We start from the raw sequence: 18508 nt of genomic DNA on the forward strand, positions 1-18508 counted from the left end.
CCGACTTCTTATTCTGGTGGGTATTGAAGATGCAGATTCGGAGAAGATATTAAATGGTTGTCTTCAAAATCATTAATTTACGTATTTTTAATGATGAACAAGGTAATTTTTGGTGTTTCAAAAAAAATAAATCTCGCCATCTTCGGCCATGGTTCCGTTGGGGGCACACTGATTGATCAGATACTTCAAAACACTGAAAACATTGAAACCAAGAAACAGTTGAAACTCGTTGTTTTTGCCATTGCCAATTCCCGAAACCTCCTGTTAAACGAGAAAGGCATCGGACAAGAATGGGAAAATGAATTGTCTGACAACGGAAAACCGTATGAATTACAGGATGTAATCCGTTTTGCCAAAGAGCATCATTTAGAAAACCTTATTGCCATAGACAATACCTCATCAGCTGTTTTTATTCACAACTATTTTCCTCTCATCGAAAATGGCTTTGACCTGATTTCTTCTAACAAGGCTGCCAACACCAACACCTTTGATTTTTACCGGCAATTGAGAAAATCCCTTAAAAAAAATCAGCGCAGGTATCTGTATGAAACCACGGTAGGAGCCGGACTTCCGCTTATTGATACGACCAGACTGCTTCACTTATCCGGTGAAAACATTACGCGTATAAAAGGTGTTTTTTCCGGTACGCTGAGTTATCTATTCAACCATTTCTCCACAGAGGATAAAAGCTTCAGTACGGTATTAAAGGAAGCTATTGAAAAAGGATTTACTGAACCGGACCCGCGTGAGGATTTATCGGGTAACGATGTCGGAAGAAAACTACTGATACTGGCGCGTGAACTGGAACTCGAAAACGAATGGGAGGAGGTACAGATTGAAAATCTCATCCCTCAAGCATTTCAGTCTATAGAAACCAGCGATTTCCTTCGGAATTTAGATGTATTAGACGCACATTATGCTGCTGTTAAGGAAACACTGCAACCCCACGAGGTATTGCGTTATATAGGTGAGCTGTCAGGTGATCTGCAAAAAAGCAAGGGAATACTGGAAACAAAACTCGCGGTTGTTTCCGCAGATTCTGCTCTGGGACAGCTCAAAGGTTCTGACTCTCTTTTTGAGATTTACACGGAATCCTACGGTGACCACCCTATCACCATTCAGGGAGCCGGAGCCGGAGCCAAAGTTACGGCTCGCGGAGTGTTTGGAGATGTATTACGATTATCCGAAAAACAATAAATCATGAACACAAAACAATTTTCATCAGGGGAAGAAACTTTAGCGATAAGAACAGAAACGCAAAGAAGCATCTATGCAGAACACAGCACCCCGCTCTATCTTACATCGAGCTTTATTTTTGAAGATTCCGAAGAAATGAGAGCTTCTTTTGCAGAAGAAAATGACCGCAATATCTATTCCCGGTTCAGCAATCCGAATACGACAGAGTTTATCCATAAAATGATCCAATTGGAACAGGCAGAAGACGGGGTTGCTTTCTCAACAGGAATGGCGGCGATCTATACCACGTTTGCAGCACTTTTATCAACGGGAGATCACATTGTTTCTGCCAGCAGTATTTTTGGTTCGAGCCATACGCTCTTTACTAAATATTTTCCAAAATGGGGAATTGAGACGACCTATTTCAATATGAATGAGCCGGAAACAATTGAAGATAAAATCCGTGCTTCTACCAAAATATTATTTGTAGAAACACCTTCAAATCCAGGAGTTGACATCATAGACTTAGAGTTGTTGTCAGGCATTGCTCAAAAACACGGACTGTTGCTGATCGTAGATAATTCATTTGCAACACCTGTTGTTCAGAAACCCATTCTTTTCGGAGCTGATCTTGTTTTACATTCAGCGACCAAGCTCATTGACGGACAAGGACGCGTATTGGGCGGTGTCACTGTCGGCCGTAAAAACCTGATCCGGGAAATTTATCTGTTTGCCAGAAATACCGGTTCCTCATTATCGCCTTTTAACGCATGGATATTATCCAAAAGTCTTGAAACGCTTTCTTTACGCGTAGAAAAACATGCACAAAATGCGCTTGAGATCGCTTTATTTCTGGAAAAACACCCTGAAGTAGCAGCTGTAAAATATCCTTTTCTGCATTCGCATCCGCAGTATAAAACCGCAAAAAAGCAAATGCGATGGGGCGGTAATATCATCGCACTTGAAATAAAAGGAGGTAAAGATGCCGGAAAACAATTTATTGACCGTATCAGATTATGTTCCTTATCTGCCAATCTGGGCGATACGAGAACCATTGTGACACATCCGGCTTCTTCTACCCACAGCAAACTCAATTCAGCAGAACTGCAAGCAGCCAATCTTACTGAAGGCCTCATCCGTATATCTGTAGGTCTGGAAACTGTAAAGGATATTATTCATGATCTGGATCAGGCATTGACAGTACACATTTAATCATCAGTATGGAAACAGACATTCTCCCCCTATCTCAAAAAATAACGGACCTGATACAACACCGGACTCTGGTACTGGACGGTGCCATGGGTACTATGCTTCAGGCGTATCAGTTTACAGAAGAAGATTTCAGAGGCAGCTTATTTAAAGACTTTCCTTACCCGCTTAAAGGAAACAATGATGTATTATCAATCACTCAACCTGAAGCAGTAAAAGAAGTACACCGAAAATACCTTGAAGCCGGAGCTGATATCATTGAAACCAATACGTTTTCAGGCACCACAATTGGTATGGCCGATTATCATCTGGAAGATTATGTTTATCAACTCAACTATGAGTCGGCTAAAATTGCGCGTGAAACAGCGGATGAATTTTTAGTACTGACTCCTGATAAACCAAGATTTGTAGCCGGATCTATAGGTCCGACCAACAGAACAGCCTCTATGTCACCCGATGTCAATAATCCGGGATTTCGCTCGATAACATTTGACGCATTAAAAACGGCCTATAAACAGCAAACAGAAGCACTCATTGACGGAGGCTGTGACCTGCTGCTTGTAGAGACGATATTTGACACGCTGAATGCAAAAGCCGCGCTGTTTGCTATTGATGAAGTACGAGAAGCCAGAAACATTGATATTCCTATTATGATTTCAGGCACCATTACCGATGCTTCCGGCAGAACACTGTCCGGACAGACGGTCGATGCTTTCCTGATCTCCATTTCACATATTCCGCTGTTGAGTATCGGATTTAACTGTGCTCTGGGTGCCGATCAGTTGAAACCTTATATCAGGCAGCTTGCCCAGCATACATCCGTGAGTATATCTGCACACCCAAATGCAGGTCTTCCCAATGCATTTGGAGAATACGACCAGACTCCGGAAGAGATGCAGCAACTCATTGCAGAATACCTCAGAGAAGATCTGGTACAAATCATTGGCGGATGCTGTGGAACCACCCCTGATCACATTCGCCTGATCGCTGATGCCGTTGAAAAAAACGCCGCTTTCCGAAAGAAAAAAGCAGTACAACCAACACCTCCTTTTCTGGTGTTATCGGGATTAGAACCTTTATTTGTAACGCTCGAATCTAATTTTATTAATATCGGAGAACGTACCAATGTAACAGGTTCCCGGAAATTTCTAAGGCTGATTAAAAACGAACAATTCGAAGAAGCCCTAAGCATTGCCCGCGCACAGGTAGAAGGAGGTGCTTTGATCATCGATGTCAATATGGATGAAGGCATGCTGGACGGCGTACAGGCAATGACCCATTTTCTGAACCTCATCGCATCTGAACCCGATATTGCCCGTGTTCCGGTTATGATTGACAGCTCTAAATGGGAAATTATTGAAGCCGGTCTCAAAGTTACTCAGGGAAAAAGCATTGTCAACTCCATCAGTCTCAAAGAAGGCAAAGATGTTTTTATTGCCCATGCAAAATGCATCAAACGCTATGGTGCTGCAGTAGTGGTAATGGCTTTTGACGAAGAGGGACAAGCCGATACCTTTGAACGCAGAATCGATATCTGCCAGCGTTCCTATGCTATTCTGGTAGATGAGGTTTCCTTTCCTCCTCAGGATATTATTTTCGATCCGAATATTTTTCCGGTAGCCACAGGTATGGATGAGCATAACAATAATGCCGTAGATTTTTTCCGTGCTACACGTTGGATTCGTAAAAACCTTCCGTATGCTAATGTTTCCGGAGGCGTAAGTAATGTTTCTTTTTCTTTCAGAGGTAATGACAAAGTACGTGAAGCCATGCATGCTGCTTTTTTGTACCATGCCATACAGCACGGAATGAACATGGGCATTGTAAACCCTGAAATGATTGAAGTATATGATACCATAGACAAAGAACTGCTGCAATATGTAGAAGATGTACTGCTCAACCGTCGTGAAGATGCTACAGAACGCCTGCTGGATTTTGCAGAGCATCTCAAAGGCAGTACGAAGAATACCGAGACAAAGGTACTCGAATGGCGCAGCCTGCCTTTACAGGAACGCCTTACGCACGCTCTTGTCAAAGGCATAGAAACCTTTGTACATGAAGATGTTGAAGAAGCCCGAAATTCTGTAAAACGCCCTATCGAAGTAATCGAAAACCATCTGATGAACGGCATGAATATCGTAGGAGATTTATTTGGTTCCGGAAAAATGTTTTTACCACAAGTTGTAAAATCGGCACGGGTGATGAAAAAAGCAGTTGCCTACCTGCTTCCTTTTATTGAAGAAGAAAAAGTAAGAAGCGGTATTACCCAATCCAGCACAGCAGGAAAAGTTCTTATGGCAACCGTTCGCGGTGATGTACATGACATCGGAAAAAACATTGTCGCCGTTGTGCTCGCCTGTAATAATTTTGAAATTATTGATCTGGGTGTGATGGTAGCTCCGGAAAAAATCATTGAAACCGCCATTCGGGAGCATGTAGATGTTATCGGGCTTAGCGGGCTCATTACTCCTTCTCTGGATGAAATGGTTTATCTGGCGAAAGAGCTTGAAAAAACCGGAAGTAAAATTCCGGTTATGATAGGAGGTGCCACTACTTCAAGAGCCCATACTGCTGTAAAAATCGCACCGGAATATACCGAAACTGTTGTTCATGTAAACGATGCCTCAAGAGCCGTAACGGTTATCAATAACCTCTTACAACCCGATAAAAAGCAGGATTATAAAAAAACGCTTCGGGCTGAATACGATAAGCTGCGTTATGATTTTTTAACGAGAGCCCGGGATAAAAACTTTCTGACTCTGGAAGCAGCCCGAAAAAACAAGCTGCTGATCGACTGGAAAAAGGAAACGATACGAAAACCGAATTTCATCGGAATCCGAACCATGGAAGTTCCCTTGGAGGAATTGGTACCTTATATTGACTGGACTCCTTTTTTCCGTTCGTGGCAATTATTTGGCAAATATCCGGCTATTTTATCGGATGAGGTAGTGGGAGAACAAGCTTCCATTTTATTTGAGGAAGCGCAAATTATGCTGCAACAGATTGTACAAGAAAAGTGGTTTACCGCAAAAGGTGTACTGGGTATTTTTCCTGCTTCTCAGATCGGAGATGATGATATTGAGGTTTGTGATGCCTCTTTAAAACCGCTACATCGTTTGCTTACGCTACGCCAACAGTCTCAGAAAACCGCTGCTGCTCCTAACCTTGCCCTTGCCGATTTTATTGCTCCGAAATCTTCCGGCATTCAGGATTATATTGGTTTGTTCTGTGTCAGCACCGGCTTTGGTGTGGAAGAAAAAGCCAAAGCGTATGAAGAAGCTCAGGATGATTATAATGCTATTCTGGTCAAATCACTCGGAGATCGTCTTGCTGAGGCTTTTGCAGAATACCTGCATGAAAAAGTACGCAGAGAAATCTGGGGGTATGCTTCTGATGAGATACTCAGCAAAGAGGAATTGATCCGGGAAACCTATAAAGGCATCCGCCCGGCTCCGGGCTATCCTGCGTGTCCCGATCATCTTGAAAAAAATACAATCTGGAAAATATTGCAGGTAGAAGAACGCATTGGGGTAACATTGACAGAAAGCCTTGCGATGTGGCCTGCCTCTTCCGTATCCGGTTACTATTTTGCCCATCCCGAAAGCCGGTATTTCGGATTGGGGCGCATCAAAGAAGATCAGGTAGCCGACTACGCCCTCCGAAGAGATATTTCGATTGAAGAAGCCACACGCTGGCTTAGTCCCAATATCAGTGAGTAAAATCATAGACAATAATAAAATTCATTCCATTTGGAACAGACCGGTTGCAAATGGATTTAAAATAACACACAATGAAAGTAACCGAACATATTAAAAAAGCCGATGGAAAAGCGCTTTTTTCTTTTGAGATATTACCTCCGCTCAAGGGACAGAATATTCAGAGTATTTTTGATGCCATAGCACCTTTAGCTGACTTTAAGCCTCCGTTTATTGATGTCACGTATCACCGGGAGGAATATGAATATAAGGATGCCGGAAACGGCTTGCTCGAAAAAAAAATTGTAAAAAAACGTCCGGGTACCGTAGGCATTTGTTCTGCCATACAGAATAAGTTTAAAATAGATGCCGTGCCCCATATTCTGTGCGGAGGCTTTACAAAAGAAGATACCGAGAATTTTCTTATCGACCTGGATTTTCTGGGGATTGAAAATGTCGTAGCTCTTAGAGGAGATGCCGTAAAAAATGAAATCTATTTTAAACCCGAAAAAAATGGCCATAAATATGCTTCGGAGCTTGTAACCCAGATACAGCAGCTTAATAGGGGGATTTATCTGGATGAAGATCTGCAAAATTCTACGCAGACCGATTTTTGCATCGGTGTTGCCGGTTATCCTGAAAAACACATAGAGGCACCTAATTTTGATTCTGATATTCAGTTTCTAAAGCAAAAGATCGCTCAGGGTGCCGACTATATAATTACACAGATGTTTTTTGATAATGAAAAATTCTTTGAGTTTGTCAGAAAATGCCGTAATGAAGGTATTACCGTTCCTATTATCCCCGGATTAAAACCTCTGACGGCTAAAAGCCAGCTCAATATGATTCCGCACCGGTTTAAAGTAGATCTTCCGGATGCCCTTGTGATAGAAACATTAAAAGCATCCAATGCAGATGCCGTAAAAGCAATCGGTACAGAGTGGTGTATCGCCCAAAGCAAAGAACTCCTCCAAAAAGGATTTCCCATTGTGCATTACTATTCTATGGGAAAATCAGATAATATTGTACAAATTGCCAAAGAGGTGTTTTAAAGGAAACGCATAAAGCGTTTCCTTTTTTTATCTTTTTATCACCTGCCGAGTGATTACCGTTCCCTGATCGGTATGCAGTTTGATAATATACGTTCCTGCACTCAGGTTTTCCATAGAAAGCGACGGATCACTGCCCCATAGCCTGCCCTTTTGCACAAGCTGTCCCCATAGTCCGTAAATCTCATAAGCCGTCAGTATTTTATCCGTCTGAAACGATACTATACCTGTAGTCGGATTCGGATACACTACCATATCTGCTGTATCAAACTCCTCTACCGATACTGTCTCACAGACACTTTTTGCCAAACGGGCGATAAAAAAGTCCGTACCGATAGACAGGTTGGGTTTGCTCAACAACCCTACCACCGGATGGGCATTGGGACCATTGGCAAACAAATACGCCCGCATATAACCGCCCACCACATAGTTACCGTTGTTATCGGTGGTAATCGCCGTTAAACCTTCCCGATAGCCCGCAGGACCCAAAATAAGATGTAATCCCAGACAAGTACCTGTTTCGGCATCAAAACGAGCCACTACCGGATCTGTATGATAGTTTGCGGGATGATCCGTAATCTCATAATTTCCCCAGGTATTGTTGACCATACCCGTAGCAATGGCAACCTCATTTCCGTTTAAGGCTATGTCCAAAGCACTTTCATCACCACCTAAGGTAGGATTGGTTCCCCATAAAAGAGTACCCTCACTGTCCAGTTTCATTAAAAAGGCAGCACTCATATTTCCTATCCCCATTTGTTGAGTAAATACATAGTCACCGAATTTGCTTAGCAGAAGAGGATCAGATGGAGCAAGCGAAGCTTGACCAAGACCCGTTATATAAAGATTGGAATTTCCATCTGTCTTTATAGCTCCAATTCGAACTGACCATATATAATTCCCTTCTTTGATCCATTGTACTTCTCCCTCTGTATTAAAACATAGAACATATCCGTTTGAGCGTTCGATTCCGTCTATTATACTTGCTGAATCGCTCTGTTGTAATCTCCAATTAGCAAAGTAATAGCGATTATTGTTAGGATCGTATGTAAAACAGGTCTTTTTATTACTGATATATTGTACTTCAAAAGGAGCTGGTACAGAGCCCAGATAGTTGCCTTCTGTATCATATTTTACCACATAATAGCGATAAGCCGGGGCTCCTTCCGGAACCATAAGTTGACCATCAAAATGACTTCCCGCCAGAAGCCCTACCATCCAGTGGATGGTACCATCTGCTTCTACATAGATGCCTAAATCCATGGAACCCCGATATTGATTAAGCTTTTGCGGATTTTGCTGTGGCATGCGCAGCCACTGAAAGACACCGTTGCTGTTGTATTTGATCAATGCCAGGGTTTTATTTTCTGCAGAGGTATCATTGGAATCGTCTTCTGTAGGGGTTCCCATCACATAATCATCGCTAAAATGCGGAGGTTCTACCCAGGCATATTCAGGAGTACCCGGCTGACTGCCGTTATTCCACACGGTCATCCCTGCATACACATTGTTTTCCGCATCAATACCAATAGAGCGCGAAATATCTCCAACACTGCCACCACCGCCAAAAACTTTGTGCCATAACAGACTGCCCTGACAATCCATTTTGCCAATCAGAATGTTTTGACGGTTGCTGTTACCAAAATTATTACTGTTAAACGTTGTGATCTCTGTTCCGTCAAAAGCCGTGTTGCCAAAGGCAATATGCGTTAAAAAAAACGTATTGTTTTCAGTGTCCGTTTTTAAACCTACGATTTCTTCGCAATAGTTATAATCATCATAATAACTGCCTTCTCCTACAAGCCGGTTGTCTCCGCCGCCTGCTTTTGCCCATTGCCAGTCATACGGCTGTGCCCATAAAAAGCCACTCAGCAGTAAAGCCATCACCGTCCAGCGGAATTGAGGTATTGTTATTTTCATTTTATCTTTTTATGACCTGCCGAGTGATTACCGTTCCCTGATCGGTATGCAGTTTAATAAAATACGTTCCTGCACTCAGGTTTTCCATAGAAAGCGATGGGTCACTGCCCCATAGCCTGCCCTTTTGCACAAGTTGCCCCCACAATCCGTAAATCTCATAAGCCGTCAGCATTTTATCTGTTTGAAACGATACTATGCCTGTAGTCGGATTCGGATACACCACCGTATTTGCTGTATCAAACTCCTCTACCGATACTGTCTCACAGGCACTTTTTGCCAAACGGGCGATAAAAAAGTCCGTACCGATAGACAGGTTGGGTTTGCTCAACAACCCTACCACCGGATGGGCATTGGGACCATTGGCAAACAAATACGCCCGCATATAACCGCCCACTACATAGTTACCGTTGTTATCCGTAGTAATTGCCGTTAAACCTTCCCGATAGCCCGCAGGACCCAAAATAAGATGCAATCCCAAACAGGTACCCGTTTCGGCATCAAAACGAGCTACAACCGGATCTGTATGATAGTTTGCAGGATGATCCGTAATCTCATAATTTCCCCAGGTATTGTTGACCATACCCGTAGCAATGGCAACCTCATTTCCGTTTAAGGCTATGTCCAAAGCACTTTCATCACCACCTAAGGTAGGATTGGTTCCCCATAAAAGAGTTCCCTCACTGTCCAGCTTTATTAAAAAAGCTCCTCTGGTAGTACCTATTCCCATTGCATGGGTAAATTCATAGTCTCCGAATTTACCATAAGGCATATTTAAAGTACTCTGACCTTGCCCGGATATATACACATTGGAATTTTCATCTGTTTTAATAGCTCCGATAGAAACTATTCCAAATTTATTACCTTCTTTGATCCATTGTATTTCGCCTTGTGTATTAAAACACATTACAAAACCATTAGGCCGTTCGATTCCATTGATAGTAGTAGAAGGCTCACTCTGCTGCATTCGCCAATTGGAAAAATAGTAGTGATCGGTTTGAGGATCATAGGTAAAACAGACCATTTTGTTTCTGACATACGGAACTTCAAAAGGAGCCACTATAGAGCCCAGATAATTGCCTTCTGCGTCATACTTTACCACATAATACTGATATACCAACTCTTCACTGGAAACAACGATATCACCATCAAAATGACTTCCCGATAAAAGCCCTACCATCCAATGAATGGTACCGTCTGATTCTACATAAATACCTAAATCGATAGAACTTCTGCTATCATTCAATCTTCGCGGATCTTGCTGTGGCATACGCAGCCACTGAAATACACCCTCACTGTTGTATTTGATCAATGCCAGGGTTTTATTGTCTGCAGAGGTATCATTGGAATCGTCTTCTGTAGGGGTTCCCATCACATAATCATCACTAAAATGCGGAGGTTCTACCCAGGCATATTCCGGAGTACCCGGCTGACTGCCATCATTCCATACGGTCATCCCTGCATACACATTGTTTTCCGCATCAATACCGATAGAGCGCGAAATATCTCCTATACTGCCACCACCGCCAAAAACTTTGTGCCATAACAGACTGCCCTGACAATCCATTTTGCCAATCAGGATGTTTTGGCGGTTGCTGTTGCCAAAATTATTGCTGTTAAAGGTTGTGATCTCTGTTCCGTCAAAAGCCGTGTTGCCATAGGCAATATGCGTTAAAAAAAACGTATTGTTTTCAGTGTCCGTTTTTAAACCTACGATTTCTTCGCAATAGTTATAATCATCATAATAACTGACTTCCCCTACAAGCCTATTGTCTCCTCCGCCTGCTTTTGCCCATTGCCAGTCATACGGCTGTGCCCATAAAAAGCCGGTCAGCAATAAAGCCATCACCGTCCAGTGGAATTGAGGTATAGTTGTTTTCATTTTTTTGGTTTTTTATAAAAATAAGAAAAAAACCTGCTAAAGCCATGGCTTTAGCAGGTGATTATCATCAGGTATTTATTTTTTTACTAAAATCTGCTGGGTTACGGTTTGTCCGTTTACCGCAATCACAACAATATAATTACCCGGTACCCATCCCGATACATCGAGTAAAAAGTCTCCTTTGAGCGGGGCTCTTTTTGTGGTCCATCTCATAATGCCTTTTATATCATATACAAAAATTGCCACTGCTTCTTTGGTATCATAACCATTTACCTCATACTGTATCAATGTGGTTTCTGAAGCAGGATTTGGTATCAGCGCCAGCTTGGCTGTTCCTGATTCTTTAGCAGGTTCCATATTCGGAAAACGCATGGCTTTTTCTGATTTGCACATAAATCGGCGCATCGGATTGCTCATGGCAATCCCCACCTGCAGGTCACCCGGTGCAAACTGTGCATTTGGAATAAACTTCAGCGGATTCAGTATTTTGCTGGTGCCCGGTGATATTACAAACGAACTCGACTGAAAAACACCCTGATGCTGTAAACTGCTTAAGGTTACCGATACCTCAAACGGATATGGATTGGTCATTTCCATATAAATATCATAGGAAACATACGGTTCTGTGATGCGTTTGATGATTTCGTATTTCCAGATCACTTCACAGCCTTTGCATTCATACGTACTTACATTCAGCGGTTTGCTTACCGCTTCACACGGCCCGTTGCTCAACTGAAGTTTATAATCGCCTGATAATACCGCTGTATAATCCGGTACAAAACTGTTATTGCCCGTTGCTACCGGAGCTCCATTGCGCACCCACGCATAATTGCCAAACCATGCATTGGGAGACGGCCCTAAAATGGTATTGTCTTCGCGTACACAAAACGACATACAGCCCGACGGAAAAATCCATAAAAAGCCTTCCGGATTTTTAGGCACTGCGATCTCCTGATACGAAAAACACGTAGCTCCCTCGCTATACATTACCTTATACGGACCGCCTTCGCTTACTACTATGCTTTGTCCCTGTTCTCCATTACTCCAGTTATAAACGCCTGCAGACGGACCGTTTGCCACAAGCTCCACGCGGTACGGATGACAGCTCAGAATGGTATAGCTCAGCGTCGGTGTTGCCGGCGGATTCACCACCGTCACGGTATGGGTTGCTATGGAAATACAGTTTGGATCTGCCGGATTGCGTACTTCAAGTGTATAGACATAGGTACCCGGGGTGTTTTCTGTAAACGTGCGTTCCAGAGCAGCTGTGGTATTCCATGCATTTAATGCGGTTCCGTTGCGCAGCCAGCGGCGCTGGTACTGGGTGTTTTCAATCGTAGCTTTTAACACAAACGGTGTATAGATGCATTCGCGCTGGAGGCCGTCAATCCTTGCATACGGCGGTTTGGTAAACACCATACTGACCGCAGGTGTTTCATAATTGGCACAGCCGTTTGCATCATAGAGCACTACCCAGTAACTGCCCGAAATAACCGGCTGAAAATTCTGAGCCGTAGCCCCCGGAATCACTTCATTTTCCCGCATCCACTGATAACCAGAGGGCAACCCACCAACATTCGGTTGATACGATAAACTTACTGTCGTTCCTTCACATGCGGTACGCGCACCAAAAACAGTACCCGAATACAATGCTTTATTTACACGGATATCTTCCTGAGAATAGCTAAATACACAACCCGTTGGTGTGGTAATCGTTAACGATACTTCATTAGTGTTTACAGGTAAATTAACCTCGGGGCTTATCATCGTATTCGCTGTATTTCCAAAACTCCATCGGTACTGATACTCCGGGTTGTTGACCGGCGGTATGAGTTTTACCGTATTTTCGGCACATACCTCAACAGGCACAACCTCTATATTGCCCATAGGAAAATTTTCCAATACCAGTGGAATGGTTTTGACACACGCCATCCCCGGATAATCAGCCCTCGACAACACTACTGACAGGTCATAAGTACCCGGCTGCAGCTCCAGAGTGTACGGCGACTGATTCAGAGGGGCTGTATTTCCGCCAACCGATAGCTGTCTGTCAGGCTCGGCACCGATATACGTAGAATTGTTCCATACCGTAACGGTGTAGGTATTGTTATTGGCATTACAGATGACTTTGTACCGCAGATCCGGCAGATAAGGAACTTCTATCAACGCTGCTCCCGAAGCGGCACAAATGTTGCCTGCGTTTCCGTATTTAGCGGTATAGGCTATCTGCAGCTTTCCTGCAATTTTTGCCGTAAACGTTGCTGTTACCGTATTGCCATTGACAACGGAGCTATTCAGCACCAGATGTTTGTTATTGAACAGCCAGCTGCCCGACAACGGATTTCCTGTAAAAACCGCCTGTACTTCAATCGTATTACAGCTGGTCAGGGTTGTCTGAGTGATGGTCACTTCTTCACTATAGTCTCCGCAATTGGTGCCTCCATTACCACAATCTGCCTGCAAAAATTCGGCATCATCTCTGTTGGTACAACCGTTAGCAGCTGTTGCCAACACATAATAGGTTCCGAATCCATGGGCCTGTGTGATGGTGATCTGCTGGTTGTCGGTTCCTGCATTGGCTGTAAGCAGCTGATCGTTACCTCCGGGTATTTCTTTATACCACTGCAAGGTTGTATTGCTAAGGTCGCTTTGCAGATTGGCTGTGAGTGTTTCACTAAACACCGCATCGCAAAACGCAAAGCTTTTCTGTGAAGTAATATGTACTACCGGCGATGGTTTGATCAGTATATCGTGCAACAGCATGGCCGTTGTATTACATCCGTTTGGCTGGGTCAGTATCACCTGAACCGTACCGCCGATATTATCACTTACATTAGCAAACATCAATTCATCGGGTATGGTAAAGGTATTTCCGCTTACTCCGGTCTGTGTCAGCGTACCTCCGTCGCTCAGTATCCATTTCAGGGTACCGTTGTTTAAATATACCGATGACTGAAAACTCAGTCCGATCGGGTTCTGAGCACAGATTTCCGCTGGCATGTTTAACGGTAATAATACCGGAGTCGGCTGTATGTTGATGAGGTATTTTACCTTGGTGGTTGTGCCGCATTTTTTAAGACTCAATACCAGATATACAGGCGCATTACCCGATGATTCATTAAAACTCACCGTTGGGTTGAGCGTGTATTTACCACTTAGAATATTGCCTGCTCCTTCTTCTTCAAAACTCCATTCGAGATGGTCTACACCCGATGTGGTCAAGGTTGCCGTAAACGAGGTTTTTGAAGATGAACAGAAGCTTGTCAATCCGTCATCATTGGTAATCACTGCCGATACATTGGCTCTTTTTACCGGTAGGATTATAGGATCTGACTCGCAATACGGACTGGTTTTAAGGCGTTTTTTAAGGCGCACATAATGACTTGCTGTGTTGTTAAAAATAACGGTGATTTCACTGCCCATTTTACTACCCTGAATAGTAGCAGCCGGGCTTACTTCCCAGATTAAATCGGTTTCAGGATCTTCATTTTCATAGCTGTAGGTATAGGGTACGCCCACACATATTTCTCCGGGACCTTTGATTTTGCCCGAAGGGGCAGCAGGTCTTGGATATACTACAATCGTTTTAGGAACCGTACACCCTCCTAACGGTCTGTATTCTAACTGATATACACCGGGTTGATCAAACGTTACCGAAATGGTCTGCCCTCCGTTGCCCAGCCAGTTGTTCACCGGAGGCCACAGAGATTGTCCGTCTAAGGTCAGAATCCAGTTGTGCGGACCTCCTTTATTGGACGCTGAAAACTGGTGGGTTTCTCCCATACAGACAAGTTCGGGACCGCCAATATCAAATTTTTCATTAACATAAATGAAGGTTCCTCCGGATGCGCTACATCCCAACAGCGAATTTGTGGCAGTGTATTGCATATAGTAGGTTCCTACCTCCAACCCTTTAACAATAATTTCGTTGCGCTGATCTGTTTCTACGATTTCAACTCCGGTTGTCGGATTGCCCTCATACAAAATTTGCCATTGGTAATCGGTAGAAGGCCATTCTGGCAGTGAAATACGGCTTTGATTGCCAACTCCGCAGATCATTATATCACCATTAAAAATACCACTTCCAACGACCGGGACTTTTACGGTGGTCCAGACCGGACAAGTACAGTTTGAGCGGTAACTCACATACCCTACTCCGTTCCAATAATCCATACTATCCATATTATCCCATATCACGGTAATGTAATTGCCGCCATTGTTTATGATGGTACCACCGTCTACTTTCCATTCACCGGAACAATTTTTATCATTGACGGTATAGGTTGCCAGACTGTTATAACAAACAACGGTAGGACATGATATTTCTATATTAGGGCGATTCAGCACCTGAATGGTTTTACGAATGACAGACGAACAGTTGCACTCGTTCCACACCCGCAACTCTACCTCATAGTTCCCCGGGCTTGTATAGGTATGAGTCGGAGAAGCAGCATTGGAAGTGTTTCCATCTCCGAAATCCCATTGATACGCAACAATATCTGTTCCTTGGTTTCTCACAGAGAGGTCCTGAAAGTATAATTCTGTATTTAAACAGGCTCTAATCTGTTGTTCTGCATTACCCACAGAGAAATTAGCGGTAGGTGATTTTAAAATTTCAACACAGTAGTTGCGCTGCTGAACACTGCCGTCCTGAAGCACAACGGTAAGGCTTATGTTGCCCGACTGCTGAGATCCCCAGTTTACCGTTGCCACCAGATCGTTATCAGACAATATATAAGTACCGCCGCCTATGGCCCAGGTTACTGTTGCTATATTATCTCCACTGAGGGTGTAAACCGTTTCGCTGCCGCCGCATACGCGCAGACATTCGTTTTCATCAACACCTTCAGCCAGACCTTTTTTAGGATCAGCCTTATAGGTGCGACACCCTACTTCACCATTCCAGTGAAGTTTTACAGGATTTTGTGCCATGGCGGTCAGCTGAAAAGCGATCAGCCAAAAGAGGGTAAGTAACCCTTTGACAAAGAAATAATACGTAGTTTTTTTACTCATGGTTTATCATAATTAGTGAATATTACCGGTTACTCCGGTTGTTTTTTTGTTGACCGGGTTTCTGTCAACAGAACCTGTCTCCTCTTTCAATCACTTATCGGTTCGTCTTACCACTTTCGAAATTATTGCCTCCTGCATTGAGGTGTGACGATGCGTAATGATTACGCTTCTTTTAAGGTTTTTGTAAAAATTTGCATCAGCTCTTTCTGTGATAGGAAAGAAGCCTTTTGGCTCACAGCTACAGGATATGTAAAATCATCTGTTGATGGGTTTGCTGCTTTATTAACCTTAGTTAAAGAATGTTTATTTTTTGTAAAGAAAGCAATTATTTTATATTTAAAAAAAATAATATTCATTATTTTATTGATTTAAACACAAAATACCCTATTATTTTTTACAATTTCGTAACAGCTTATTTTTTAAAAAATCCAACTCCCGTAAAGGGGTTTACTGTTTTTTTACAATGAAAACAGAGGCAAAAAAATATTTTATTTTTTTTCATTCATTTTACCCAATCTGTCCGAATTCATTAATTTTCGTTCAAAAAATTTAATCCTCGTTAATAGTATTGCAAATCCATGAATATTAATTATTTTTGCGTACAACTAAACATTAGGAATATATGAAACCAGACTTATTTCAGGCACCTGATTATTATCTGTTAGATGATTTATTATCAGACGAACATAAATTAGTTCGTGATGCTGCCAGAGCTTGGGTAAAAAAAGAAGTTTCCCCAATTATAGAAGAATATGCACAAAGAGCTGAATTTCCAAAGCAGTTGGTAAAAGGATTAGGCGAAATCGGTGGCTTCGGACCTTATATTCCGGAGGAATACGGAGGTGCGGGACTGGATCAGATTTCTTATGGTCTGATTATGCAGGAAATTGAAAGAGGAGATTCAGGAGTACGCTCAACTTCTTCTGTACAGTCTTCTTTGGTGATGTATCCTATCTGGAAATACGGTAACGAAGAACAACGCCAAAAATATTTACCAAAACTTGCTACCGGAGAAATGATCGGTTGTTTTGGTCTTACAGAACCGGACTATGGTTCTAACCCGGGCGGAATGGTGACTAATTTTAAAGATAAAGGCGATCATTATCTATTGAACGGGGCTAAGATGTGGATTTCAAACGCACCTTTTGCAGATATTGCCGTAGTATGGGCAAAAGATGAATCAGGACGTATCCACGGACTTATTGTAGAAAGAGGAATGGAAGGTTTTACTACACCGGAAACCCACAATAAATGGTCTTTGCGCGCTTCTGCTACCGGAGAATTGATCTTTGACAATGTCAAAGTACCGAAAGAGAATTTATTACCAAACAAATCAGGATTGGGAGCACCGCTTGGATGTCTTGATTCTGCACGTTACGGTATTGCATGGGGTGCTATCGGAGCTGCAATGGATTGTTATGACACTGCTTTGCGTTATTCTAAAGAGCGCGTTCAGTTTGACAAGCCTATCGGAGCAACTCAGTTACAGCAAAAGAAACTGGCAGAGATGATTACTGAAATTACAAAAGCACAATTGCTTACCTGGCGTCTGGGCGTTTTACGCAATGAAGGAAAAGCGACAACCGCTCAGATTTCTATGGCAAAACGCAATAACGTTGCTATGGCATTAGACATTGCGAGAGAGGCAAGACAAATGCTTGGCGGAATGGGTATCACCGGTGAATACTCTATCATGCGCCATATGATGAATTTAGAATCAGTAGTTACTTACGAAGGTACTCATGATATTCATTTACTTATTACAGGAATGGATGTAACAGGATTCCCTGCGTTTAAATAATTATGACACACAGCATACCAATAGCTTTCGGAAACGGAAGCTATTTTTTTATGTGTTTGTCTGAGAATTTATTATTTTACTTCCCAACCCTTCTGTCCGCTTCGCATACAAAGTATTCCCTGATTAAGCGCTGAGATGAAAGCGTATTGAGAAAATGACTTATAGATCGTATTCTTTTTGTCGTTGTAAGATTAATCCGGAATGGTGTTGAGAAATAAACGAAGTATTTACAGCCTAAAAAAGAGCAGCTATGTATTAACTGTGAGGTATTCATATTGATTTTCCATAAAAAAAAACGAAGTGTACATTATATACACTTCGTTCTTCAATACTAAAATAAAATAAATCCAATTAAAATATCTTTTATGAAGTAAAATCTACTAAAATATTTTCATAAATATAATAAATATATCAATTAGATCTACAATAAATCTATTTTATTTTTTATTCCGGTGCCAATTCTAAAACCAATCCTTCAATTTCAGGTGTTATGGCAATCTGACATCCGAGACGACTGTTGTCTTTTACATTAAATGCTTCCCACAGCATGGCTTCTTCATCAGGGGTTTTCTCCTGCAAGGGTACCTCATTAAGTATATAACATTGACACGAAGCACACATCGCCATTCCTCCGCAGATTCCTATTGTTCCTTCAGGCGCCAGTTCGTATGCACGTACCAGTTCCATTATATTCATGTTCATATCGGTAGGAGCATCTACTTCATGGCGTACACCCTCTCTATCGATAATTGTAATTTTTATATCG

Annotated in this window: 12 protein-coding genes and 1 pseudogene; 6 read left to right on the forward strand and 7 right to left on the reverse strand. The window is 42.5% G+C overall.

Going from position 1 to position 18508, the window contains the following annotated elements; translation table 11 throughout:
* Positions 1–105: 105 nt before the first annotated feature.
* The 4 genes and pseudogenes from QW060_RS21405 to metF all read left to right on the forward strand — a co-directional run.
* Positions 106–1197: pseudogene (locus QW060_RS21405) on the forward strand (bifunctional aspartate kinase/homoserine dehydrogenase I); the annotation flags it as partial.
* Positions 1198–1200: 3 nt separating this feature from the next.
* A complete protein-coding gene (locus tag QW060_RS21410) occupies positions 1201–2388 on the forward strand; it encodes a trans-sulfuration enzyme family protein (RefSeq protein WP_290364229.1) in 1188 nt (395 codons plus the stop codon).
* 8 nt (positions 2389–2396) lie between these two features.
* Positions 2397–6104 (forward strand): methionine synthase, encoded by a 3708-nt coding sequence (gene metH / locus QW060_RS21415; RefSeq protein ID WP_290364230.1) that lies wholly within the window; start codon positions 2397–2399, stop codon positions 6102–6104.
* 71 nt (positions 6105–6175) lie between these two features.
* Entirely contained in the window at positions 6176–7132 is a 957-nt protein-coding gene (metF, locus tag QW060_RS21420) for a methylenetetrahydrofolate reductase [NAD(P)H] (RefSeq protein WP_290364231.1), read from the forward strand.
* A gap of 27 nt (positions 7133–7159) precedes the next feature.
* Here the strand turns inward: metF and QW060_RS21425 are convergent, their stop codons facing one another.
* From QW060_RS21425 to QW060_RS21440, 4 genes are read right to left on the reverse strand one after another with little or no spacing between them, the layout of a single operon-like run.
* Positions 7160–9049, reverse strand: coding sequence for a T9SS type A sorting domain-containing protein (locus tag QW060_RS21425; RefSeq protein ID WP_290364232.1), 1890 nt, complete (start codon positions 9047–9049; stop codon positions 7160–7162).
* A 1-nt stretch (position 9050) separates the two neighbouring features.
* Positions 9051–10892 (reverse strand): T9SS type A sorting domain-containing protein, encoded by a 1842-nt coding sequence (locus QW060_RS28130; protein WP_317623188.1) that lies wholly within the window; start codon positions 10890–10892, stop codon positions 9051–9053.
* Entirely contained in the window at positions 10849–10974 is a 126-nt protein-coding gene (locus tag QW060_RS21435; protein ID WP_290364233.1) for a hypothetical protein, read from the reverse strand. Before QW060_RS21435 ends, QW060_RS28130 begins: the two co-directional genes overlap by 44 nt.
* A gap of 29 nt (positions 10975–11003) precedes the next feature.
* Positions 11004–15941, reverse strand: a complete 4938-nt coding sequence (locus QW060_RS21440) for a PKD domain-containing protein (RefSeq protein ID WP_290364234.1) — start codon at positions 15939–15941, stop codon at positions 11004–11006.
* 15 nt (positions 15942–15956) lie between these two features.
* On the opposite strand from QW060_RS21440, the gene QW060_RS21445 reads away from it, so the two are divergent.
* A complete protein-coding gene (locus QW060_RS21445; RefSeq protein ID WP_290364235.1) occupies positions 15957–16082 on the forward strand; it encodes a hypothetical protein in 126 nt (41 codons plus the stop codon).
* 20 nt (positions 16083–16102) lie between these two features.
* Here the strand turns inward: QW060_RS21445 and QW060_RS21450 are convergent, their stop codons facing one another.
* Positions 16103–16297, reverse strand: coding sequence for a hypothetical protein (locus QW060_RS21450; protein WP_290364236.1), 195 nt, complete (start codon positions 16295–16297; stop codon positions 16103–16105).
* A gap of 266 nt (positions 16298–16563) precedes the next feature.
* Between QW060_RS21450 and QW060_RS21455 the strand changes: the two genes are divergently transcribed.
* Positions 16564–17742, forward strand: a complete 1179-nt coding sequence (locus tag QW060_RS21455) for an acyl-CoA dehydrogenase family protein (RefSeq protein ID WP_290364237.1) — start codon at positions 16564–16566, stop codon at positions 17740–17742.
* Between the two features lie 76 nt (positions 17743–17818).
* On the opposite strand, the gene QW060_RS21460 is transcribed toward QW060_RS21455, so the two are convergent.
* Together QW060_RS21460 and QW060_RS21465 are read right to left on the reverse strand one after the other, a co-directional pair.
* Positions 17819–18016, reverse strand: a complete 198-nt coding sequence (locus QW060_RS21460) for a hypothetical protein (protein ID WP_290364238.1) — start codon at positions 18014–18016, stop codon at positions 17819–17821.
* Between the two features lie 170 nt (positions 18017–18186).
* On the reverse strand, positions 18187–18508 hold a 322-nt coding region (locus QW060_RS21465), incomplete at its 5' end, for a 2Fe-2S iron-sulfur cluster-binding family protein (protein ID WP_290365107.1).

The sequence above is a fragment of the Paenimyroides ceti genome, from assembly GCF_030409925.1.